The 21279-nt window shown below is 63.7% G+C and carries 19 protein-coding genes; 7 read left to right on the top strand and 12 right to left on the bottom strand.

What is annotated here, in order from left to right:
• Positions 1-4: 4 nt before the first annotated feature.
• Positions 5-1168, bottom strand: a complete 1164-nt coding sequence (locus tag LU493_RS06045; RefSeq protein ID WP_275286889.1) for a tyrosine-type recombinase/integrase — start codon at positions 1166-1168, stop codon at positions 5-7.
• Positions 1169-1176: 8 nt separating this feature from the next.
• On the opposite strand from LU493_RS06045, the gene dusA reads away from it, so the two are divergent.
• The gene (gene dusA / locus LU493_RS06040) at positions 1177-2220 is read left to right on the top strand and encodes a tRNA dihydrouridine(20/20a) synthase DusA (protein ID WP_428994529.1); all 1044 of its coding nucleotides are present in this window, start codon (positions 1177-1179) and stop codon (positions 2218-2220) included.
• An 18-nt stretch (positions 2221-2238) separates the two neighbouring features.
• Here the strand turns inward: dusA and LU493_RS06035 are convergent, their stop codons facing one another.
• Positions 2239-3270 carry a succinylglutamate desuccinylase/aspartoacylase family protein gene (locus tag LU493_RS06035; RefSeq protein WP_275286888.1) on the bottom strand — a complete coding sequence of 344 codons (1032 nt, stop codon included), beginning with the start codon at positions 3268-3270 and terminating at the stop codon, positions 2239-2241.
• Positions 3271-3425: 155 nt separating this feature from the next.
• Here LU493_RS06035 and LU493_RS06030 point away from each other — a divergent pair, with 155 nt between their 5' ends.
• Positions 3426-4046, top strand: a complete 621-nt coding sequence (locus LU493_RS06030; RefSeq protein ID WP_275286887.1) for a TetR family transcriptional regulator — start codon at positions 3426-3428, stop codon at positions 4044-4046.
• Here the strand turns inward: LU493_RS06030 and LU493_RS06025 are convergent.
• The 4 genes from LU493_RS06025 to LU493_RS06010 form a co-directional block, all read right to left on the bottom strand.
• A complete protein-coding gene (locus LU493_RS06025; RefSeq protein WP_275286886.1) occupies positions 4038-4742 on the bottom strand; it encodes a hypothetical protein in 705 nt (234 codons plus the stop codon). The genes LU493_RS06030 and LU493_RS06025 overlap by 9 nt on opposite strands.
• A gap of 169 nt (positions 4743-4911) precedes the next feature.
• Positions 4912-8097, bottom strand: coding sequence for an efflux RND transporter permease subunit (locus LU493_RS06020; RefSeq protein WP_275286885.1), 3186 nt, complete (start codon positions 8095-8097; stop codon positions 4912-4914).
• Positions 8094-9347 (bottom strand): efflux RND transporter periplasmic adaptor subunit, encoded by a 1254-nt coding sequence (locus tag LU493_RS06015; protein ID WP_275286884.1) that lies wholly within the window; start codon positions 9345-9347, stop codon positions 8094-8096. Before LU493_RS06015 ends, LU493_RS06020 begins: the two co-directional genes overlap by 4 nt.
• Before the next feature lie 109 nt (positions 9348-9456).
• The gene (locus LU493_RS06010; protein ID WP_275286883.1) at positions 9457-10914 is read right to left on the bottom strand and encodes a TolC family outer membrane protein; all 1458 of its coding nucleotides are present in this window, start codon (positions 10912-10914) and stop codon (positions 9457-9459) included.
• A 176-nt stretch (positions 10915-11090) separates the two neighbouring features.
• Between LU493_RS06010 and LU493_RS06005 the strand changes: the two genes are divergently transcribed.
• Positions 11091-12008, top strand: a complete 918-nt coding sequence (locus tag LU493_RS06005; protein ID WP_275286882.1) for an alpha/beta fold hydrolase — start codon at positions 11091-11093, stop codon at positions 12006-12008.
• Positions 12009-12011: 3 nt separating this feature from the next.
• On the opposite strand, the gene LU493_RS06000 is transcribed toward LU493_RS06005, so the two are convergent.
• Positions 12012-12851: a fructosamine kinase family protein gene (locus LU493_RS06000; protein ID WP_275286881.1), complete on the bottom strand. Its 840-nt coding sequence runs from the start codon at positions 12849-12851 to the stop codon at positions 12012-12014.
• A 104-nt stretch (positions 12852-12955) separates the two neighbouring features.
• Here LU493_RS06000 and LU493_RS05995 point away from each other — a divergent pair, with 104 nt between their 5' ends.
• Entirely contained in the window at positions 12956-13267 is a 312-nt protein-coding gene (locus LU493_RS05995; protein ID WP_275286880.1) for a YqfO family protein, read from the top strand.
• A gap of 39 nt (positions 13268-13306) precedes the next feature.
• On the opposite strand, the gene LU493_RS05990 is transcribed toward LU493_RS05995, so the two are convergent.
• Complete coding sequence (locus LU493_RS05990; RefSeq protein WP_275286879.1) at positions 13307-13864, bottom strand: NUDIX hydrolase; 558 nt, start codon at positions 13862-13864, stop codon at positions 13307-13309.
• A 94-nt stretch (positions 13865-13958) separates the two neighbouring features.
• Here LU493_RS05990 and LU493_RS05985 point away from each other — a divergent pair, with 94 nt between their 5' ends.
• On the top strand, positions 13959-14579 hold the full coding sequence (locus tag LU493_RS05985; protein WP_275286878.1) for a CoA pyrophosphatase: 621 nt from the start codon (positions 13959-13961) through the stop codon (positions 14577-14579).
• Positions 14576-15226 (top strand): 2OG-Fe(II) oxygenase, encoded by a 651-nt coding sequence (locus tag LU493_RS05980; protein WP_275286877.1) that lies wholly within the window; start codon positions 14576-14578, stop codon positions 15224-15226. Before LU493_RS05985 ends, LU493_RS05980 begins: the two co-directional genes overlap by 4 nt.
• Before the next feature lie 136 nt (positions 15227-15362).
• Here the strand turns inward: LU493_RS05980 and LU493_RS05975 are convergent, their stop codons facing one another.
• On the bottom strand, positions 15363-16226 hold the full coding sequence (locus LU493_RS05975; RefSeq protein WP_275286876.1) for an MOSC domain-containing protein: 864 nt from the start codon (positions 16224-16226) through the stop codon (positions 15363-15365).
• Between the two features lie 85 nt (positions 16227-16311).
• On the bottom strand, positions 16312-17007 hold the full coding sequence (locus tag LU493_RS05970) for an aspartate/glutamate racemase family protein (RefSeq protein ID WP_275286875.1): 696 nt from the start codon (positions 17005-17007) through the stop codon (positions 16312-16314).
• Between the two features lie 318 nt (positions 17008-17325).
• Here LU493_RS05970 and LU493_RS05965 point away from each other — a divergent pair, with 318 nt between their 5' ends.
• A complete protein-coding gene (locus tag LU493_RS05965; protein ID WP_275286874.1) occupies positions 17326-18246 on the top strand; it encodes a DMT family transporter in 921 nt (306 codons plus the stop codon).
• Between the two features lie 84 nt (positions 18247-18330).
• On the opposite strand, the gene LU493_RS05960 is transcribed toward LU493_RS05965, so the two are convergent.
• Both LU493_RS05960 and LU493_RS05955 read right to left on the bottom strand, forming a co-directional pair.
• On the bottom strand, positions 18331-19104 hold the full coding sequence (locus tag LU493_RS05960; protein ID WP_275286873.1) for an enoyl-CoA hydratase-related protein: 774 nt from the start codon (positions 19102-19104) through the stop codon (positions 18331-18333).
• Positions 19105-19220: 116 nt separating this feature from the next.
• Positions 19221-21008 carry an acyl-CoA dehydrogenase gene (locus tag LU493_RS05955; protein ID WP_275286872.1) on the bottom strand — a complete coding sequence of 596 codons (1788 nt, stop codon included), beginning with the start codon at positions 21006-21008 and terminating at the stop codon, positions 19221-19223.
• Between the last annotated feature and the right edge of the window lie 271 nt (positions 21009-21279).

Here is a 21279-nt window from a genome sequence, read left to right as displayed (position 1 = left end):
CCGATCAGGCGCCCGGAGACTGACGCAGGGCCAAGTCTTCCGGGCGCAGATGCGTGTACCTTTTCAGCACATCCCAGCTCTCATGCAGCGTGAACTGCTGCACTTCCACGATCTCATAGCCTGCCTCGAACAACCGCGATGTCGCCTCATGGCGCAAGTCGTGAAAGCGTAGATCCTCGATCCCGCAGGCGGCGCACGCCGCCCGCCAGCGGGTTCCAATCGATTTCCCGTTGTAAGGGAAAATCCTCTCTTCCCCCTGGGCTCTCGGCTGCCTCTGGATAATAGCCATGGCCTCGTGGCTCAGCTTGAACCGTTTGTGGTTGCCCCACTTCTGCCGTGGGTGCTTGGCATCACGCACCCAGCACGTCATGGCCTGCTTATCGAGATCTTCCCAAGTCAGCCGGGTGATCTCTTCCTGGCGCCTCGAGGAGGCGATGGCGAAGTCCATGATGTCTTCCATGGGGATGATCACGCTGGGCCGTATCTTCTGCGAGCGGCGGAAATAGGCCCGGACCTGCTCGATCTCCTCTCCCGTTGGCCGGCGATCCCGAGAACCGGGTCGGGAGACCAACCCCTTGTTGCGCATCAGTAGCTTGGCCGACTCGAACTCGTTGAGATCGACCGGCATCTTCCAGGCCGCCACGGCCGTCTTCAGGATGATGCCCAGCCAGGTGATGTCCTGGTTGATGGTCGAGGGCTTGACCCCGCTATCACGGCGCATGACAGCATGACTGATGATCTGCTCGCTGGTCAGATCATTGATCTGAACCCTCGCAATCGGGAAACGCTGCAGTTGCTGGATGGTAGCTTGCTTCGATCGGCCGGCACCCTGGGCGAATTCGTGGAGGTAACGCTCGATGGCATCGTCCAGGGTGACCCCCTTCCACTTCGCCGACAGTACGCCGCCTGGGCTGTTCAGCTCTAGTTCGCGACGCTTGGCCCACTCCTCGGCCATTGCCTTGCGAGGGAACGTCCTGGTTTCCGAATGGTCTGGTTGCCCACGGCGGGCGATGCGGATCTGAGCCATGTATGAGAAACTGCCGTCCTTTCGCCGACGCTTCCTGATCGTCGCCACGCGAACCTCCTTGATGTACCAAATTGCCAACGCCCTGTGTGCCAAATTTGTACCAACACATGGTGAAAAACAGGGCATAACCACTGTAAACATGAACAGTCATGATTGATATGGCAACAGCCACAAACGGCATGAATACTGACACCACGCGCCCTGCGCTGGATAGGACGTTCTCAGTAGCGCCTATGATGGACTGGACAACCCGCGATTATCGCGCCTTCGCCCGGACCCTCACGCGCCGCGCCCTGCTCTACACCGAGATGGTGACGACCGGGGCCATCCTGCATGGATCGCCGCGGGAGCGCTTTCTGGGCTTCGATGCCATCGAGCATCCGCTGGCCCTCCAGCTGGGTGGAAGCGACGCCGGAGAGCTCGCCGAGTGCGCCGCCATTGCCGAGGCATGGGGCTACGACGAGGTCAATCTCAATGTGGGTTGCCCCAGCGATCGCGTACAGAACAACTTGATCGGCGCCTGCCTGATGGCGCATCCCGAAAAGGTCGCCGCGGCGGTCAAGGCGATGCAGGCGACGGTGTCGATCCCGGTGACCGTGAAATGCCGCATCGGTATCGACGACCAGGATGAAGACGCCGATCTCGCACGGTTTATCCAATGCGTCGCCGATGCCGGTTGCGACACCTTCATCGTGCATGCACGCAAGGCCTGGCTGGAGGGGCTCTCACCCAAGCAGAATCGTGACGTGCCGCCACTCAACTACCCGCGTATCCACCGCCTGAAGGCGCAACACCCCGAGTTGCACATCGGACTCAACGGCGGCCTCAAGACCCTGGATGAATGCCAGGAGCAGCTTGCCCACGTCGATAGCGTGATGGTCGGTCGCGAAGCCTATCAGAACCCCTGGTTGCTGGGTTCGGTGGATTCTCGCCTGTATGGCGAGCCGGACCCGGCCGTAGATCGCCACACGGCGGCACGCGCCCTGCGTCCCTATATCGCCCATCGACTCGAGGAAGGCGCCAGGCTCAATCACCTCACCCGCCACTTGCTGGGCCTGTTCCAGGGGTGCCCCGGAGGTCGCCGCTTCCGACGTCACCTGTCGGAAAATGCCCATCACGACGGCGCCGGCCTTGCAGTACTGGATGACGCCCTGGCCCTCGTGGCAGAAGAGCAGCCCGCCCTGGCCGGCTGACGCTTCGCAGCCACCCACTCAGTAGAGCGGGTCCGGCGGCGGCTCCAGGCTCGACTGGAACGTCTCCACGGCACTCTCGGCTTCCTCGATGACATCGAAGCGCGCGATATGAAACAGCGCTTCGCCCTCATTGACCAGCGGCAGGCGCCCCATGCCGATGACGATACCGTCGGCCATCGACAGTACCTCGCCCTCGGCATTGCCGAAGGGATCGGCCACGCGCCCCAGCCGCTCCCCCTTGGCAACCCGCGCGCCGAGTCGTACCTGGGGACGCAGAATGCCGTCGATCGGTGCCCTTGCCCAGCTCGATCCGGTCGCCAGCTCCGCCGCCGGCGGCGTGCGACGCCGGTGCTCGCCGCTGAGCATGCCGAGACGCCGCATTACCCGCAGCACGCCCCGCACGCCGGGCGTGATCGCCCACTCATCGAAACGCAATGCCTCACCGGCCTCGTAGGTCAGTACCGGCGTACCACGGTTCTGCGCATAATGACGCAAGCTGCCTTCACGCAATTCCGCATTGAGGATAATCGGCGCGCCGAAGGCATTGGCCATGCGTTCGGTTTCGTCATTCGACGTCAATTGAGCCCGGATCTGCGGCAGATTCGTGCGATGGATGGCCCCGGTATGAAGATCGATGATATGGCTCGCCTGATCGACGATCTGCTCGCGGAACAACGCCGCCACCCGACCGCCCAGGGACCCCGACTCGCTCCCCGGAAAGCATCGATTCAGATCGCGCCGGTCGGGTAGATACCGGCTGTGCTGCACAAACCCGAACACATTGACGATGGGAACGGCGATCAAGGTACCGCGTAGCCGTGTCAGCTGCCGCGAGCGCAACAGACGTCGCACGATCTCCACGCCATTGATCTCGTCGCCGTGAATGCCACCGCACACCAGCAACACCGGCCCTGGCTGCCGGCCATGCACGATCTCCACGGGAATATACAAGGGGGCGTGAGTATAGAGTCTGGCCACGGGCACATCGATTTGCTGCCGGGTCCCCGGCGCCACACGCACACCGGCCAGTTCGAAAGGAGTACGAGCCATCGTCTGTCCTTGTTGATGGAAAAGGGGCTGTCTCGTCTTATACACCCCACGAACCTCGAGGACGAGCCATGCCCATAACCATACACCAACGAATGTAAAACCCGTCATCCTCGGGTAGAATGGGCTGCACGCATCACCCGGAGTCGAATTTACCCATGGCCAGACGTACCAAGGCCGAGGCCGAGGCCACGCGAGAGGCGCTGCTGGATGCCGCCGAAGAAGTCTTCTTCGAGAAAGGCGTCGCCTGCACATCCCTGGAGCAGATCGCCCGCCAGGCCGGCATGACCCGAGGTGCCGTCTACTGGCATTTTCGCAACAAGGCCGACCTGTTCCGCGCCATGCTCGACAGGGTGCGAATGCCATTCGAGGAGCTCGTGGCAGAGACGGCCCCCAGCGATGCCTCGCCGATGGAAGCGATCCGCCTGGGATGCCGACAAGGCTTCCGTCGCCTGGAGCAACCTCGCCATCGACGCGTGCACGCCACACTTCTCCATCGCTGCGAGTTCTTCAGCGACATCGACCCCCAGGCCATGGAAGCCGAGATGGCCAACGAATGTCTGGGTGCATTGCTGGTCTACCTCAACAATGCCCTTGATCAGGGATTGCTGCGCGAGGACCTCGACCCTGAAGTGGCCACCCGCCTCCTGCAGGCCACCCTCAGCGGCCTGTTCCATGACTGGCTGCGGGATACCGAGGCGTTTTCCCTCTACGAACGCGGCACCCAACTGGTCGATACCCAGCTTCGATTGTTCAGCCGGGACGACGCCTCACGCTGACGGCGTCGAGCCGTTGTGGCCATGCCGCTGCGTCCCCGACGCCTCGTGACGGCCGACCAGATGCAACCGCACCAGCCGTGTGCGGGCATCCAGGTAGTCCTGTTCGAGCACCGAGCGATAGGCGTCGATATCCGGGAGATACTTGACCAGGATCCGCGCTTCGCCGGGCCGGGGCTGGTTGCCCGTCTTGCCCAGCAATTGAACCTCGCGAGCCTCATCATCATCCATCACGGCGCTGGCACGACCGTCTCCGTCGATATCGACGACTCGGACGCGTTCGCCAAGCAGGCAACGCCGGGACAGACCTGGGTGACGATGCAGTCGGCAATGCAGTCGCCGACACAGTGCCGCGGCCAGCGGCGACGCCAGAGCGAACGACGCCCACAGCACCACGACACCGACCGGCACCCGGAACAACCCCAGAGGCACCCACCTGAGCACCAGCAGCTCGACGGCCAGGGTCAAGGCGCCAGCCAATACCGCCAGCATGCTCAGGGCCATCGAGACGGGCACACCGGCAAACCCCAACGACACCATGGTGCTGGCCAAATGGTCCTCCTTGAGGCTGTCACGCTCGAACAACTCGGTGGGCACCAGACGCAGCAGGACCAGCAACCAGTACATCCCCAGCAGCGCCAGCAGCACCGCAAAGACGATCAGCGGAAAACTCAGGGCAAGATCGATGATGGCGTTCATGGCGTCTCCTCCGGCCGGTCGATTAGCCGGCAAAGTGTTCTTCTCACTGTCAGCGTAGACGAGTCGCCCCGAACCATGCCTCCTCTTTCGTCGAACGAACCTCCCCAGATGAAAACGGGCATCGCCCCCGAAGGAACGATGCCCATGGATGCTCGATCACGCCGGCCGGTCAGCGCGTATCATTCTCCAATGCCGGCTCGCCGCCACGATCATCACCCTTGTCCGTCTTGCGTTTCAGCCAGTCGGTAGTCACGGCGATCATGGCATAGAAGCTCGGCACGAACAGACTGCCGAGAATGGCGACCGATGCCATGCCCACCGCCACCGTGGTGCCGATATGATGGCTGCTGGTGGCGCTAGCTCCAGTGGCGATCGCCAACGGCAAGGTACCGAAGATGAACGCCAGCGACGTCATGACGATCGGTCGGAAGCGCAACCGTGCCGCCGTGATGGCCGCCTCACGGATCGACTTGCCTTGCTCGCGACGCTGCAGCTCGGCGAACTCGACGATCAGGATGGCATTTTTCGCCGCCAGCCCGACCACCACCAGCATGCCGATCTGCACGTAGACGCTAGTATCGAGCCCGCGCAGCACGATGCCACCAATGCCGCCGAGGAAGGCAAACGGCGTGGCCGTCAGCACCGCCAGCGGCAACGACCAGCTCTCGTACTGTGCCGCCAGAATCAGGAAGACCATCAGCATGCCGAAGACGATGGCCAGGGTAGCCGCACTGCCTGCCTGACTTTCCTGATAGGCGGTGCCGGTCCAGCCCATGCCCCAGCCGGCGCCGAGCTCATCCTGGACCAGCTGCTCCATGGCCTCGATGGCCTGCCCCGAGCTATAACCCGGCGCGGGCCCGCCCTGGAACTGCGCACCGGAATAGACACCAAAGCGCGTGACCACCGAGGGTGACGTCTGACGCTCGATGCTGGCGAATTCGGAGATCGGGATACGCTCCCCGTCACCGCCACGCACATAGATGTTGTTGATGTCATCCGGCGTCCTGCGGAACTCGTCCTCGTTCTGCAGATAGACCTGGAAGTTGCGGCCCTGATAACTGAAGTAGTTGACGAAGCCGTTACCCAAGGTCGTGCCCAGGGTCGAGTTCAGGGCATCCATGGAGACGCCGTAACTCAAGGCTTTCTGTCGGTCCAGCTCCACTTCATAGGAAGGCACATTGGCACTGTAGGTGGTAAACACCTGGCTCAGTGCCGGGTGCTTGGCCGCCGCCCCCATCAGCTTCTGGGATGCCTGGGACATTTCTTCGGGTGAAGCCCCATCGAAAGACTGCAGGTAGCCGGTGAAGCCCCCCGTGGTCGACAGCCCCACGATGGGCGGCATATTGAAGGCCATGGCCGAGCCGCCCGGTATCTGGGCGCCGAACTGCATGATCTTGCCGATCAGCTCATCCACCGTAAGGTCACGGTCTTCCCAGGGTTCCAGGTTGATGAAGATGATGCCCCGGGCAGTATTGACCGAGCTGGTCAACATGTCATAGCCCGCGACTGCCGTGGAGAACTTCACGCCATCGACATCCTCGATGGCCGAGCTCAGCTTGCCCATGTAGTCTTCGGTGCGTTCCAGCGAAGCCGCATCGGGCAACTGCACCGACGCCAGCACGATCCCCTGATCGGTCTCGGGCACCAGCGTCGAGGGCGTGTTCTGGTAGAGCCACCAGGACCCCGCACCGACCAGCGCCGTCAGCAGCAGGGCCAGGCCCCAGAAACGCACCAGTCCCTTCACGCCCCACATGTAGACAGTCGTGATGCCGGCGAACAGACGATCGAACAAACGCAGCGGCGTGCGCACCGCGCGCATGAAGGCCGACTCCTTGCGATGCAGGTCATGCTTGATGAAGATCGCCGAAAGCGCCGGGGTGAAGGTCAAGGCCATCAGCGCCGAGAAGGCCACCGAAACGGCAACCGTCAACGCGAACTGCTGATAGATCTGGCCACTGAAGCCACCCAGGAAGGCCACCGGCACGAAGACCGCCGCCATGATCAACGAGGTCGCGATCACCGGGCCGCCCACCTCCTTCATGGCTTGCACCGTGGCCTGCATGACGGTGATGTCCTCGTCCTCGCTCAGCACCCGCTCGACGTTCTCCACCACCAGGATGGCGTCATCGACCACGATGCCGATCGATAACACCATGGCGAACAGCGTCAACAGGTTGATGGAGAAACCAAAGGCATAGAAGCCGGCAAAGGTCGCCAGTACCGACACCGGTACCACCGACATGGCGATGACCGTGAAGCGCCAGTTCTGCAGGAAGATGAACAGAATGACGGCAACGATCAGGAAGGCTTCGATAAAGGTGTGAAAGACGGTCTCTACCGATGCATCGATAAACTGAGTGGTATCGTAAGGCGTGACATACTCGAGTCCCGGGGGGAAACGTCCGGAGAGCTCGTCCATGACCTTTTCAACCGCGCGAGCCGTCTCCAGCGCATTCGCACCGGGCTGCTGGTTGATCATGATCGGCGTCATGGTGCCGCCGTTCAGCTTGGCATCAACGCCATAGAACGATGCCCCCAACTCGATGCGCGCCACATCACCGAGGCGAAGTGCCGATCCATCCGAATTGGTCTTGAGAAAGATCTCGCGGAAGTCGTCCGGATCCGACATGCGCCCTTCAGAGGTCACCGTATAGGTATAGGCGCGGGGGTCTCTCTGGGGCGTTGCTGCCAGACTGCCGGCCGGTACCTCGGTGTTCTGGGAACGAATCGCGGCTGACACCTCGGCCGGCGTCAGATCGTATTCTGCCAGCTTGTCGGGATCCATCCAGACCCGCATGGCGAACTCGCCACCGCCCAGCACCTCGGCGGAGCCCACGCCCGGTACCTGGCGAAGCTCGTCCAGGATATTGAGCGTGGCATAGTTCTGCATGTAGACCTTGCCATAATCGCCATCCGGCGAGATCAAGGACACCAGCATGAGGATCGAGCTGGAACTCAGCTCAACCGTCACGCCCTGGTCCTGGACCGCCTCGGGCAACTGGGACAGTGCCCCCTGGACGCGATTATTGACATTGATGGTGTTGATATCGCCATCGGAACCAATGGCAAAAGACACATTCAGAGACGTCGACCCCTGACTGGAGCTGGTCGACGTCATGTAGAGCATGTCCTCGACACCATTGATCGCTTCCGCCAACGGAGCCGCCACTGTCTGGGACACGGTTTCGGCATCGGCACCCGGATAGGTGGCCTGAACCGACACCGTCGGTGGCACCACGCTTGGATACTGCTCGATGGGCAGCACCCGCATGCTCATCAAACCGACGATCGTCAGGATGAGGGCGAGGACTGTCGAGAAGATCGGCCGCTTGATGAAGAAGTTGGAGAAACTCATTCCGCACCCTCTTCAGCCGGCGCAGAACCTTCTTCATTGGACGATGGCTGGCCGCCCGCTTCGGTTGCCTGGCCCGAGCCACCGGACTGGTCCTGCCCGGCCATCAGGGCCTCGGCGTCGCCATCGAAGGATTGCGGATCGATAGGCGTGCCGGGCTGCAGACCGGCCGGGTCACCGACCACCACGCGATCCCCCGGCTGAACCCCATCCAGGAGAATCTGCCAGGGACCGGCGAGCTCACCGAGCTGCACCGTCTGTGCACGTGCCACGTCATCCTCGTCCAGCACGAACACCTGGGGGCCCATGAGTCCCTGGGTGACCGCGATCTCCGGCACCGCCAGCACATCGAAGCGCTTGAGGCCCTCAAGGCTTATCCGGGCAAATTGACCCGGCAACGCCGCTCCATCGGGGTTGGCGAAGCTCGCTTCAGCCTGAACCGTGCCGGTCCCTTCGCTGACCCGAGAGCCAAGAAAGTCCAGTTGGCCCTGCAGCGTACTGATGCCCGAGTTCAACTCGAGACTTGCCCCGATTTCACTGTCGGGCTGGTCATTCAACTGCCGCCGCAGCGCAGATGCATCGGCCTGAGGCATCTGGAAACGCACTTCCAGTGGATCCAGGGGGGTGATCGTGGCGAGTTCGGTACCCGAGTTCACCAGGTTGCCCACATTCACTTCACTGAGGCCGATCTGCCCACTCACCGGCGCGGTGACATCGGCGTAGCCCAGATCGAGGCGCGCGCTTCTCAAGGCCGCTTCGGCCTGAGCGACGCTGGCTCTTGCCACATTGCGGTCGGCCAGCGCCTGATCATACTGCTGACGACTCACCGAATTCTGATTGAGCAATTGCTCATAGCGCTGGGCATCGCTCTGCGCCCTGGCCAGCTCCGCCTTGGCACTTTCCAGATCGGCCTGGCGCTGGGCGACGGTCGCCTGATAGAGATCCGGTTCGATGGAATACAGGCTATCGCCCTTTTCGACCATGTCCCCCGGCTCGAACTTGCGCTCTTCCAGGAAGCCGGCCACACGAGCCACCAGCGTGACTTCCTCATCACTGCGCAGCTTGGAAGGATAGGACTTGTCCAGGGGAATATCCTGGCTCGCCATTTCCATGACCGGCATCGGCCTAGGCGGTGCATCACCGGCTTGCTGTTGCTGCTGGCCACCGTCATCGCCTTGACCGCAGGCCGCCAGCAGCAGGCTCGAAGCGAGTGCCAGAAGTCCACCTCGAGTCCTGTGAATCGTCGTTTTCATGCCTAGCTATCCCGTTGAGCACTTCGTGAGTCGACAGAGACTATACGCATACAGGCGTGAATGTAAAACATACATCCATGCCTGTATGCCATGATCGGTTCCGACGGCATCATGTGTCGGGCCGGGGTGGCTCGCCGATATCCAGTGCCTGCTCGTAACGTCCTTCCTCCGGCAGCGTGAAGGAGACACTCTCGCTCTCGTCCAGCCAGTCGTTGACTTCCTCGATGGCACCGACATCGAGCGTTCCCGACTGCTGCCGCAAGGAGAGCAGGTTGATGACATAGTCATAACGCGCATCGGCATGGTCGGCGATGGCGTCATAGAGGCTCTGCTCGGCATTGAGCACATCGACGATATTGCGGGTACCCACTTCGTAGCCGGCGCGGGTCGCATCCAGGGCGCTCTGGTTGGAGACGATGGCCTGAGCCCGGGCTTCCACCGTCGCCACATTGTTGCTCACCTGGGTGAACAGCGAACGCACCTGCTGAACGGTATCGCGACGCTGCGCCTCGAAGTTGTACTGGCTGGATTCCAGGGCATAGGTGCTCTGGCGGATCCCTGCGCTGGTGCGGCCGCCGGTATACAGTGGCATGCTCACCCCGACGCCGACCTGAGCGGAGGAGTCCTCACCTTCCAGGGTATCGTTGTCACTGTCGGCATATTGATAATTGGCGAAGGCCTCGACGACCGGCAGGCGCTGCGCCCTGGAGATCTCGACGCCGCTGCGCGACACCTCGACGCCGGCCTGCTGAGCCAACACCTGCGGATTGTTGTCCATGGCCAGATCGACCCAGGCATCGCGCTTGGCGGGCTCGGGCGGCGTGACCGTCATGGCATCCCCGAGCGACTCGATGCTGCCGTAACGCTTGCCGGTCAAGCGCTCAAGGGCCTCGAAGGCCACCTGCAGATCGCTTTCGGCGGCAATGCGGTCGGCACGTGACTGGTCATAGCTCGCCTGTGCCTCTTCCACCTCGGTGACGGCGATCAGGCCCACATCGAACTGTTCACCGGCCTGCTCGAGCTGGCGCCCGATGGCCCGTTCCTGGGCACGACGCGCCTCGAGGATCTCGTGGGCGCGCAGGATATCGAAGTAGGCCGAGGCCACATCGATCAACACCTGCTGCTCGGTCGCCGCGAGCTGGTAAGTCTGCTGATCGATCTGCCGCTCGGCCTGTTCGAGCTCGGCGCTGTTGACTGCGTCATACAAGGCCTGGGTCGCTTCCAGGGTCAGGCTGGCACTGTTATAGCGATCATCGCCAGCACTTCCCGTTCCCCCCGCACTGGAGGTCTGGCTCTCGAATTGCTCATTATGCGCGACCTGTCCGGAGGCATTCACCTGGGGCAGCAGATCGCCGCGCTCGACGTCGCGACCGGCTTCCACACTATCGGTATCGGCGCGCGTCGCGGCCAGATCGGCATTGTTCTCCAGGGCATCCCGAGTGATGGTCAGCAAATCGGCGGCCTGCACCTGGCCCACCATCAAGGAGGCGACTAGCATTGACAGAAGAGTCCTACGGGCCGGACGGGCAGTGCGGCTCGCCGGCTTCACGGGACGAGAAGGCATCATCGGCAAGATCCTTTGTCGATTCGTGGACTTGATTTACATACATTGTCGCATGTTTCCAGCATGAGTCCATCGCTGTTCATGCAAGTTGCGTGAAAATTTTGCGGTTCGCCAGCACACCACGCCGCATCGACTATGCTGCAAGGCAGCGTAGCGCAGACCAACAAGGATGCCATTACATGGATGCATTGACCCTGCTCAAGGTCCGGGAACTGGAAATCGCCGTGCGGGTGTGGAATCCGGACGCCCCTCGTACCGTCATCGCCTGGCATGGCCTGGCTCGGCATGGCGGCGACTTCGACGACTTCGCGCGTCAGATGGGCCCCGAATGGCGCGTGCTGGCTCCCGACACGCCCGGGCGCGGGTTGTCCAGCTGGTCGCTCTACCCCGCCCACGACTACCTCTATTCGCATTACATGACGATCGCCGGAGTGGTGATGGACCATTTCGAGCTCGAGCGAACCGCCTGGGTAGGCACCTCCATGGGCGGCCTGCTCGGCCTGCTGCTGGCGGCCGACAAGGACACCGCGTCGCGCATCGACAGGCTGGTACTCAATGATGTCGGCCCCGAGCTCGGGGCCGATGGCCTGGCCTCGCTGGCCTCCTATTTCGCCGTCCCGCATCGCTTCACCCGATTCAGTGAGCTGGAAGCCGAACTGCGCCGCCACTATGCCGACTTCGGCATCGAGGACGACGATGCCTGGCGGCGGCTGGCGCTGGACAGTGCCCGTCGGCTGCCCGATGGCAGCTGGACTCACCACTACGATCCACGCATCGGCGAGCAATTCATCCACGACACGCCACGGGACCTCTGGAAGGACTGGCGTGCCATCCGTTGCCCGGTAATGGTGGTACGCGGCGCCACCTCCACGCTGCTTGGCGCCGAGAGTATAGACAAGATGCGCGAAACGCGCCCCGATCTGGTCAGCCTGGAAGTGCCCGAATGCGGCCACGCGCCCATGCTCGACCGCGCCAGCCAGGTGGAACCGATTCACGACTTCCTGACCCGTCCCATGGAAACTCCGACGCCGAGCGACGACCGTCCGCCCTGGTGGCGTCGGCTGTTCGGGCAACGCAAGGCACCGGCGGCCGAATGAGGCTCAGCCGGCCTCTACCCGGCTCAGCGCACGCTCGACACCACTGCGGTAGGCGCTGCCGAACAGCAACAGGTGATTGAGCAGCGGATACAGCTGGAAAAGCGCCTCTCGGCGCGGCCAGTCGGAGGGCTCATGGCCATCCCAGTACGCCGCGAAGAATGGCGCGCCGGGCGCACCGAACAGCGTCAACATGGCCAGATCCACCTCGGGATAGTGTCGATAGATCGCCGGGTCGATGATGGCCGGCCCCCGGCGGGTGAACAGCACATTGCCCGACCAGAGATCGCCATGCACCAGGCTCGCGGGCATCGACGGCAGCCAGGTTTCGAGATCGGCGGCGACGGCTTCCAGTCTGGCGCGCAGTCGGTCATCGACGAGGCCTCGGTCATGACAGGCCCGGGTCAACGGCAGCAGGCGCCGTTCACGCTGGAAGACACGGCCATCCTCGAGGGGCGCATTGGGTTGGGGCGTGGTGCCACAGGCATTGTCGCGATGCCAACCATGCAACGCCCGCGACGCGCCATGCAGTTCGCGCAACCCCTCCCCCAGGGCCGTCTCATCCCGCCCGGCGCGTCCGGTGCTTTCCAGCGCCTCCATGACCAGCCAACCATCGCCCTCCCCCAACACATCGGGCACGACCAGCCTCGATGACGCCTGTCGAAGGACGCGCAGCCCCTCCGCCTCGCCGGCAAGCCGCTCGGGATCGTCATGCTTGATCACCACCGGCCCCTGGTCGGTGTCCAGCCACGACACCGCCGCGATATCCCCACCACCCAGCGGGCGTGGCGCCCCGCGGGGCAAGAGATCGAGGGACATCAGACAATCACGCAACTCGGTATCCATGATCTCGCTCCTTTCATTTCTCGAGACGCTCGCCGGAAGCCTTGCCATGCCCCGGATCAACCACGAGGATAGGACCGAATCGAGCCATCGGAGGAGGACATCCCATGTACAAACTCGCTTTCTTCGTTCCCGAGGACGACGCCGGCAAGGTCAAGGAAGCCGTCTTCGCCACCGGCGCGGGACGCATCGGCGACTACGAGGCATGCTGCTTTCAGACCCCGGGCACCGGGCAGTTCCGCCCCTTGGATGGCGCCGATCCGCACATCGGCCGTGTCGGTGATCTGGAAAGGGTCACCGAACTCAAGGTCGAGCTGGTCTGTGACGACACGCTCATCCACGATGCCGTGGCGGCACTGCGGACGGCCCACCCCTACGAGGAACCGGCGTTCGACGTATGGCGTCTGGAAGACGTCTGACCGGTCGGAATACACGATGTCATCGTGGCATGGAGGCGCTCAAGCCGAGCCGAAGTAGCGTTCCCGATCCTCCGGCGTGATATCGCTGACGTGCAACGGGTAGTGCCCCTCGCGTCGATCATCGTAGAAATGGCGCAGGGTTCGCTCGATAGTGGGAAATGCCAGCTCGTCCCAGGGAATCTCGCCCTCTTCGAACAACGCCACTTCGAGACTCTCCGGCCCGGCGGCGAATCCCCCGTCGAGATCGGCCAGGAAGATCATGTAGACCTGATCGATATGCGGAAGGTTGATCAACGTATAGAGGCCATGCAGCGCCACCTCGGCACAGGCCTCTTCGCGCGTCTCGCGGGCCGCCGCTTCCAGGGTGGTCTCGGCGTTCTCCATGAAACCGGCCGGCAATGTCCAGTAACCCTTGCGTGGCGCGATGGCACGGCGGCACAGCAGGATTCGCGAGCCGCTGACCGGCAGCGTCCCGGCGATGATGCGCGGGTTCTGGTAATGGATGGTCCCACAGGCGTCGCACGTATAGCGCGGCCGATCATCGCCTTCGGGAATGGCGAAGCGGACCGGCTGGCCACAATGGCTGCAAAAGTTCATGGTCCTCCCTGACGAACCGGAAGCGTGCTCCCGGCCCGGGCTTGACGCCGCGCTCGGCGACTGGGTACAAGGGGTGAAACCCGACGGAAACACCATGTTAGAGAAACTTCGCGAGCGCCTGCAAGCGCATGCCCCCCGACGCCTGCGGCTCGACCTGCCCCAGGCCGCCGTGCTGATTCCCGTGGTGGATCGCCCGGAACCGACGCTTCTGTTCACCCGCCGCGCCGCACATCTTGCCACCCACAGTGGCCAGGTCGCCTTTCCCGGCGGCAAGCGCGAACCCGATGACCCGAGCCTGCTGGCCACCGCCCTGCGCGAGTCCCGGGAAGAGATCGACCTGCCCGCCGAATGCGTGGAGATCCTGGGACGTCTCTCGGATGTCGTCTCGTTGCACGGCATCCTGGTGACGCCCTATGTCGGCGTGATTCCACCGGACCTGCCGCTGGTACCGGACCCGGGCGAGCTGGATGCCATCTTCGAGGTGCCGGTACGCCGCTTCCTCGACGACCAGCGCACGCATACCGACGTGATTCGTGTCGACGAACGCGACTACTATGTGCCCAGCTATCGCCAGGACGAGCATGTCATCTGGGGATTGTCCTCGATGATGCTGGTAGAACTGCTTGCCGAAGGCTTCGACATGCCGATCAGTCTCTTCCATCGACCCGGCGGCGAGCTGCGGCATCATCCCGCTCGCCGGATGTCCGCATCATGAGCGACTCGCCACGACTCCCCGACGCCCGTCTGGCCGAGTTGATCGATGGCCTGGTCGAGCAGGGCTGGTATGTGGGCCCCTCCTTTCTGCCCGCGCCCCTGTGCGAGGCCTTGCACACCGAACTCGACGACATGACCGCACGCGAGGCCCTGGTCGCCGCCGGCATCGGGCGTGGCGACAACCATCATCTGCGCCGCGATGTACGCGGCGATGCCATCCGCTGGCTGGATCGCGAAAGCCTGGCCCAGCGTCGTTACCTCGAGGCCATGGGGGACCTTCAGCAGGCGCTGAACCAGGCCCTGTTTCTGGGCCTGTTCGAGTACGAGGCCCATTTTGCCCGCTACCCACCCGGCGCCTTCTACCGGCGCCATCTGGACAGCTTCCAGGGTCGCGCCAATCGCGTCGTTTCCACCGTCGGTTACCTGACACCCGACTGGCCAGCGGATGGCGGAGGGGAAATGGTGATCTACGCACCGGCCGACGGACGCGAGTTGGCACGGGTCCGCCCCGAAGCCGGCACCTTCGTGTGCTTCCTCTCGGACCGCATCCCCCACGAAGTCCTGCCGACCCACCACCCCCGCGCCAGCATTGCCGGCTGGTTCCGGCGCAATGCCTCCCTGGGCGGATTGGTCGATCCGGCCCGCTGATGGATCGTTGCCTCTCCGGCACGAGCAGGCCTCACGCGCTATCACCGGCAGGCCGGCGCCATGTTCTCGAGCACCAGCGATGCCGACCAGGCTCGTTCCCCGGCATGGGCTGGCGCCAGAAACCACACCGTCATGCTCAAGTAACCGCGCGGCGTCGCGAAACATTCAGCCAGTCGCCCACCCGCAGCTCACGACCCTCGCCGGCCAGAAGCGTCGCATTCTGCCCGAAGAAGGCGCCCTTCAAGCCCGGCTGGGTCGCCATCTCGACCAACGTCTTGAGTGGCTCCTTGGGAGTCGGGGCCACACCGGTACGCTGATCCTGAGTGATGATCTTGCAACGCTTGCAGGGCTTGCGCAGTCCCAGGCGCACTCCGGCCTCCTCGTTGCCAAGCTCATCCCACTCCCGCTCGTCGAAGGGCCCCTCGCCCGTCACCACGATATTGGGGCGAAACCGGCTCATCGGCACGCCATCGAGCCCCTTGTCGAGAAGTCGCTCATCAAGCGCCTCGAGTGACGCCTCAGACGTCACCAGAAAGGAATAGCCATCGGCGAAACCGGTCTGGGCCGGCTCGCCGCACAGATGATCGGGCTCGATATCACGTCGCTGGTCCTCGGGAAAGCGCACCAGCCTCAGGTCGCTTCCGCCGGGCCGGCCGAGCACCTCCGTCAACCAGGCGGAAGCCCTCGCACCCTCATCCAGCGCCTCGCACTCATCCTTCCAGATCCGCACCGCGAGGCGCGGCGCCGCCTCGTCACGCTCGAGTTCAATGACCAGGGGCTCGGGCGCATCGGCATGCTCGAGAACCAGCGCCTGTGGCGCGAGCCGCACTCCGACCTGAGCCATGGCGGGCAGCTCACGCTGGGTCACGAAGCGGTTGTCATCATCGACGATCATCCAATGCCGATCGAAGGCGAATCCCCTCGCGGTGATCGATGCCGCCTCCAGGCCGATTCCCCGCAGTGACTTGACCGGATAGATGTTGAGCTGGGTAATGCGCACCTTGCCTCTCCCTCGGCGAATTCATGATTGGCGAATCCTGCACTCTACCAGCGTGTCCGCCCGGCTGCCCTTCGCCCCACGCCCATCACGGTTCGAGTGCCCGGGCAATGGCGCTGCCCGCATGGATCGCCGTGGTATCGTAGAGGGGCACAGTCGTATCCGTCTGATTGACCAGCAAGGCGATTTCGGTACAGCCGAGAATCACCGCCTCGGCACCGCGCTGACGCAATGCTTCGATGATTTCGAGATAGTCGGCCTGGGAACTCGGCTCGATTCGCCCCAGACACAGCTCTTCGTAGATGACCCGGTGAACCCGTTCCCGTTGCTCCGCCTCGGGTACCAGTACCTCAATGCCGAAACGCTCGGTCAGGCGGGCCTTGTAGAAGTCCTGCTCCATGGTGAAGCGGGTCCCCAGCAGACCGACACGCTGGATGCCATCGACCACCAGCCGCTCCCCGGTGGTATCGGCGATATGCAGCAACGGAATGTCGATGGCATCGGCCACCTCGGGCGCCACCTTGTGCATGGTATTGGTGGCGATCAGCAGCATGTCCGCCCCCGCCGTCTGTATGCGACGTGCCTCCCGAGCCAGAATGCTCGCCATGGCCTCCCAGTCCCCTTGACGCTGCAATGCTTCGATCTCGGCGAAATCGACGCTGACCATCACCACTCTCGCCGAATGCAGCCCTCCCAGCGATGCCTTGATCCCGGTATTGAGCGCCCGATAGTAGCTCTCGGTGGATTCCCAGCTCATGCCTCCCAGCAGGCCAATGGTCTTCATGTTCTCTCCTTCCTTGCGATTCGGTGTCGTCTTCCCTGAGCACATCCCTCTCCCGGGAACGGCATGTTCACTCATCGGCGGTTGCATACACGTTTCGCCTCCCGCCAGGCGGCCATCCGACACACCGTTCCATACAGCACGCGTGTCGTACCGCCCCGCGTGGCACGCGAATCGGCAAACTCGGCATTGAAAGTCAATCAGTGTAGCTGACCACTGGTCCCTCGCCCTCCTGGAACCAACAGCGCCCCGACACTGCCTCGACAGCACTCGATTCGCCGACTAGGTTTATCCCTTCCTTCACTCGCTTGCGAGGCTTGCATGTCACCGGCCGATACCCTGCGCCTGGCCCTGCTGTCCACCTTATGGGGCATGTCATTCATCTTCATGCGCGTGGCGGTGCCGGAATTCGGCCCGGTCCCGTTGATCCTGGTGCGCATGGGCATCGGCGCGCTCCTGCTGCTGCCGCTCTTGCTGAGCCTGCGCTATCTACGCCTGGTCTGGGAGAACAAGGGACGCCTCGCCTTGCTGGGCCTGATCAACCATGTGCTGCCCTTCTCGCTGCTGGCCCTGGCCACCACGCGTCTCGAGGCCGGCTTCACCTCTCTGATCAACGCCACCACCCCGATCTTCACCGCCCTGCTGGGCACCGTGCTGTTCGCCACCCCGGTACAACGACGTCAGTACCTGGGGCTGGCACTGGCGTTCTTCGGCGTCTACGTGCTCTCCGCCAACCGGCTCGACTTTCGCCTGGGCGGTGACGGCTGGTTCATTCTGGCCGCGCTCGGCGCCACCTTCTGCTATGGCATCGCCACCAACTACTCCAGGACTCGCCTGACCCACCTGCCGATTCGCGTCCTGGCGGCGGGAAGCTGTGCCATGTCGGGGCTGATGCTGTTGATCCCGGGGCTTGTCCTGTGGCCGGAATCCCCGATCAGCGGCATGGCCTGGGCCAATGGCCTCGCGCTGGCAGGGCTCAGTACCACCCTGGCCTTCCTGCTCTATTTCGGCCTGATCGCCAGTGCCGGGGCCACCGCCACCTCGACCGTTACCTTTCTGGTACCGGTGAGTGCCCTGCTGTGGGGCTATCTACTGCTCGACGAGACACTGAGCCTGCAGGTCCTGATCGGCATGGCCATCACCCTGACCGGTACCGCCATCGCCACCGGCATGATGCGGGCGACGCGTGTGAAGCCGCCCGTACCCTCGAGCTCGTCAGAAGAAGAGAAGCGTCCGGACTGAGGACCCACCCGCCCGCACGGCATGCCCAAGAAACGGCCACGGCATCATCACCGCGGCCGTCGAGGGCAAGTGCCAGCCATGGTGTCAGAAGTTCGGCTTGCGTTTCTCGACGAAGGCACCCATGCCTTCGGTCTGTTCCTCTCCGGCGAAGCACAGAGCAAACAGACTGTTTTCCAGGGCCAGGGCACTGTCCAGGTCCTGATCCTGGCCATCATGCACGGCCTGCTTGGCGCTGCGTACCGCTTGTGGTCCATTGCCGCCGAGCTGCCGGGTCAGTTCGTCCGCATAGGCCTCGAGCTCATCCTGTTCCATGACACGATTGACCAACCCGATGCGCAATGCCTCGGCGGCGTCTATCTTGCGACCGGTGGTCACCAGGTCCAGGGCCATGGCCGGCCCGACTCGCCTCGGCAAGCGCTGCGTGCCTCCGAAGCCGGGAATCACGCCGAGCTGCACCTCGGGCTGACCGAAGATGGCATTGTCGCTGGCTACCGCCCAGTCACAGGCCAGCGCCAGTTCACACCCGCCCCCCAGGCAGAAGCCGTTGACCAGGGCCACCACCGGCACCGGCAAGGCCTCCAGACGCTTGATGGTCCGCAGCGCCTGGCCGGCAAAATCGCGGGCCTGCTGCGGCGTCTTGTCCCGCATCTCCGTGATGTCGGCACCGGCCACGAAGGCCTTCTCACCGGCACCGGTGAGCAGGACGGCGCGCAGATCATCGCGCCCCTCGAAATCGCTCAGCAGACGGTCGAGTTCGGCGATCACCTCGCTGTTCAAGGCATTGAGTGCCTTGGGGCGGTTAATGGTCAGGCGCACGATGCCGGCCTTTTCCTGCACCTCGATCAACGGTTCGCTCATGATGGTTCCTCATGGGATGGAATGACGATAGGGTCATCCCAACCCTAGCGAACGCTAGGTTGGGCGACAATCACTCCTTTCGATGGACACGGACATCGCCCCGGGCAGTGAAGCGGTCAAGCTCCATCGGGGACGTAGCGCGACAGACTATCCACGCCGGCCTCGATCACCGCACGCTGGGCACGACCGATCGGCAACCAGTGCCGCAAGGCATGGTCGGCAGCGGCCAGCTTGGCGTGATAGAAGGGATCGGTACTGCCCTCGACCAGTGCTGCCTCGGCCACCAGGGCGGCGCGCCCCATCTGCCAGGCACACAGGACATGGCCGACCAGCGACAGGAAAGGCGTGGCGAAAGCCTGGATGGCATCGCCACCGTGCTCGGGATCGCGACCTCCCTCCAGGACCACGGCCATGGCGGCACGCAAGTCGGCCGCGCCGCCGGCCAGGCTCTCGCCCAGGGCCATCAGGTCCTCGCGAGCCGCCAGCGCCGCGGCGGTGGCTTCGACGTCATCGACCAGGGCGGCCAAGGCGGCGCCCCCGTCGCGCCCCAGCTTGCGACCGGCCAGGTCCAGCGCCTGGATACCATTGGTCCCCTCGTAGATGGGCGCAATACGGGCATCGCGCAATAACTGGGCGGCACCGGTTTCCTCGATATAGCCCATGCCGCCGTGCACCTGTATCCCCAGGGACGCGATCTCCACGGCCTGATCGGTGGAAAAGGCCTTGACCACCGGAATCAGAACATCGACACGGGCCTGCGCCCTCTGCCGCGCGTCGTCCCCATCGGCATGACGGGCCTTGTCCATCTGCGCCGCGCACATCAGTGCCAGGGCCCGCAGGGCATCGGTTCGCGCTCGCATCGACAGCAGCATGCGCTTCACGTCGAGATGTTCGGCGATCGTGCATTCCGTACCATTGCGACGCCCCTGTCGACGTTCCCGGGCATAGGCCAACGCCTGCTGGCAGGCGCGCTCGGCCACGCCGATGCCCTGGATGCCGACCTTGTGGCGCGCGGCGTTCATCATGGTGAACATATGATTCAGCCCGCGCCCGGGCTCGCCAACCAGATAGCCGATGGCCCCCTCTCCCTCGCCGAAGCTCAACACACAGGTCGGGGAACCGTGGATGCCCATCTTGTGCTCCAGGGCAGTGCAGACGACATCGTTGCGTTCCCCGAGAGCGCCGTTGTCATCGACCAGGAACTTGGGCACCAGAAACAGCGAGATGCCCTTGTTGCCCTCGGGGGCGTCGGGCAGGCGCGCCAGCACCAGGTGCAGGATGTTCTCGGCACCATCATGCTCGCCCCAGGTGATGAAGATCTTCTGACCGGTCAGGCGATACGTCCCGGCCTCACCGTCCGGCTCCGCTCGGGTGCGTACCAGGGAAAGGTCGGAGCCTGCCTGAGGCTCGGTGAGATTCATGGTGCCCGTCCAGCGTCCTTCCACCAACGGCGCCAAATAACGCGCGCACTGCATCTCGTCACCATGCTGGATAAGCGCCTCGATGGCCCCGGCGGTCAGCATCGGACACAATCCCAGGGCCATGTTGGCGCCATGCAGCATCTCCTGGACGGCACTGGCCACCACCTCGGGCAGCCCCTGTCCACCATGTGCCTGGTCGACACCGATACCGTTCCAGCCCCCTTCGGCATAGGCCCGGTAGGCATCGGCGAAGCCATCCGGCACGGTCACGCCACCATCATCGCGGCGCACACAACCCTGGCGATCGCCACTGGCATTCAGCGGCGCCCACACTTCGCCGGTGAGACGCGCGGCTTCTTCGAGCACCGCGTCGACCAGATCGGCACCGACTTCCTCGAAACCGGGCAGCGATAACACCTCGTGCTCCAGCAGTTCCTCGAGTACGAAACGCTGCTCACGAACGGGCGCGGTATAAGGGGGCATGATGACTCCTCGACAGAATAAAGAATGACGCCCGAGCTTATTTTCACGACGCCTCATGAACCATTATGCCTAGGTCGCAACCGTTGGCCTGCCCCTTTCCCCGTCGCCCGCTCCGTCATCCTCGAAATAGGCGATATGCCTCTCATCGGGCGGGGGGGGGGGGGGGGGGGGGGCGGCCCCCCCCCCCCCCCCCCGGGGGGGGGGGGGGGGCCCCCGCAGTGAAAAAACGCACGGGAAGGGCACGCCCGTAAGACCCAAAAAATAGAGCCGG

Origin of the sequence: Halomonas elongata, from assembly GCF_029081005.1 — a bacterium.
Lineage (GTDB): Bacteria > Pseudomonadota > Gammaproteobacteria > Pseudomonadales > Halomonadaceae > Halomonas > Halomonas elongata_B.
Note: the sequence above shows the minus strand (reverse complement) of the source record. Positions and strands in the feature narration are given on the sequence as shown.

Coding starts and splice junctions, on each gene's coding strand:
- LU493_RS06005 (WP_275286882.1), top strand. CDS start 11,091: ATGGATGCATTGACCCTGCTCAAGGTCCGGGAACTGGAAATCGCCGTG.
- LU493_RS06030 (WP_275286887.1), top strand. CDS start 3,426: ATGGCCAGACGTACCAAGGCCGAGGCCGAGGCCACGCGAGAGGCGCTG.
- LU493_RS06015 (WP_275286884.1), bottom strand. CDS start 9,347: ATGAAAACGACGATTCACAGGACTCGAGGTGGACTTCTGGCACTCGCT.
- LU493_RS05970 (WP_275286875.1), bottom strand. CDS start 17,007: ATGAAGACCATTGGCCTGCTGGGAGGCATGAGCTGGGAATCCACCGAG.
- LU493_RS05955 (WP_275286872.1), bottom strand. CDS start 21,008: ATGCCCCCTTATACCGCGCCCGTTCGTGAGCAGCGTTTCGTACTCGAG.
- LU493_RS06025 (WP_275286886.1), bottom strand. CDS start 4,742: ATGAACGCCATCATCGATCTTGCCCTGAGTTTTCCGCTGATCGTCTTT.
- LU493_RS06020 (WP_275286885.1), bottom strand. CDS start 8,097: ATGAGTTTCTCCAACTTCTTCATCAAGCGGCCGATCTTCTCGACAGTC.
- LU493_RS06035 (WP_275286888.1), bottom strand. CDS start 3,270: ATGGCTCGTACTCCTTTCGAACTGGCCGGTGTGCGTGTGGCGCCGGGG.
- LU493_RS06000 (WP_275286881.1), bottom strand. CDS start 12,851: ATGGATACCGAGTTGCGTGATTGTCTGATGTCCCTCGATCTCTTGCCC.
- LU493_RS05960 (WP_275286873.1), bottom strand. CDS start 19,104: ATGAGCGAACCGTTGATCGAGGTGCAGGAAAAGGCCGGCATCGTGCGC.
- LU493_RS05990 (WP_275286879.1), bottom strand. CDS start 13,864: ATGAACTTTTGCAGCCATTGTGGCCAGCCGGTCCGCTTCGCCATTCCC.
- LU493_RS05980 (WP_275286877.1), top strand. CDS start 14,576: ATGAGCGACTCGCCACGACTCCCCGACGCCCGTCTGGCCGAGTTGATC.
- LU493_RS05965 (WP_275286874.1), top strand. CDS start 17,326: ATGTCACCGGCCGATACCCTGCGCCTGGCCCTGCTGTCCACCTTATGG.
- LU493_RS06010 (WP_275286883.1), bottom strand. CDS start 10,914: ATGATGCCTTCTCGTCCCGTGAAGCCGGCGAGCCGCACTGCCCGTCCG.
- dusA (WP_428994529.1), top strand. CDS start 1,177: ATGATTGATATGGCAACAGCCACAAACGGCATGAATACTGACACCACG.
- LU493_RS05985 (WP_275286878.1), top strand. CDS start 13,959: ATGTTAGAGAAACTTCGCGAGCGCCTGCAAGCGCATGCCCCCCGACGC.
- LU493_RS06045 (WP_275286889.1), bottom strand. CDS start 1,168: ATGTTTACAGTGGTTATGCCCTGTTTTTCACCATGTGTTGGTACAAAT.
- LU493_RS05995 (WP_275286880.1), top strand. CDS start 12,956: ATGTACAAACTCGCTTTCTTCGTTCCCGAGGACGACGCCGGCAAGGTC.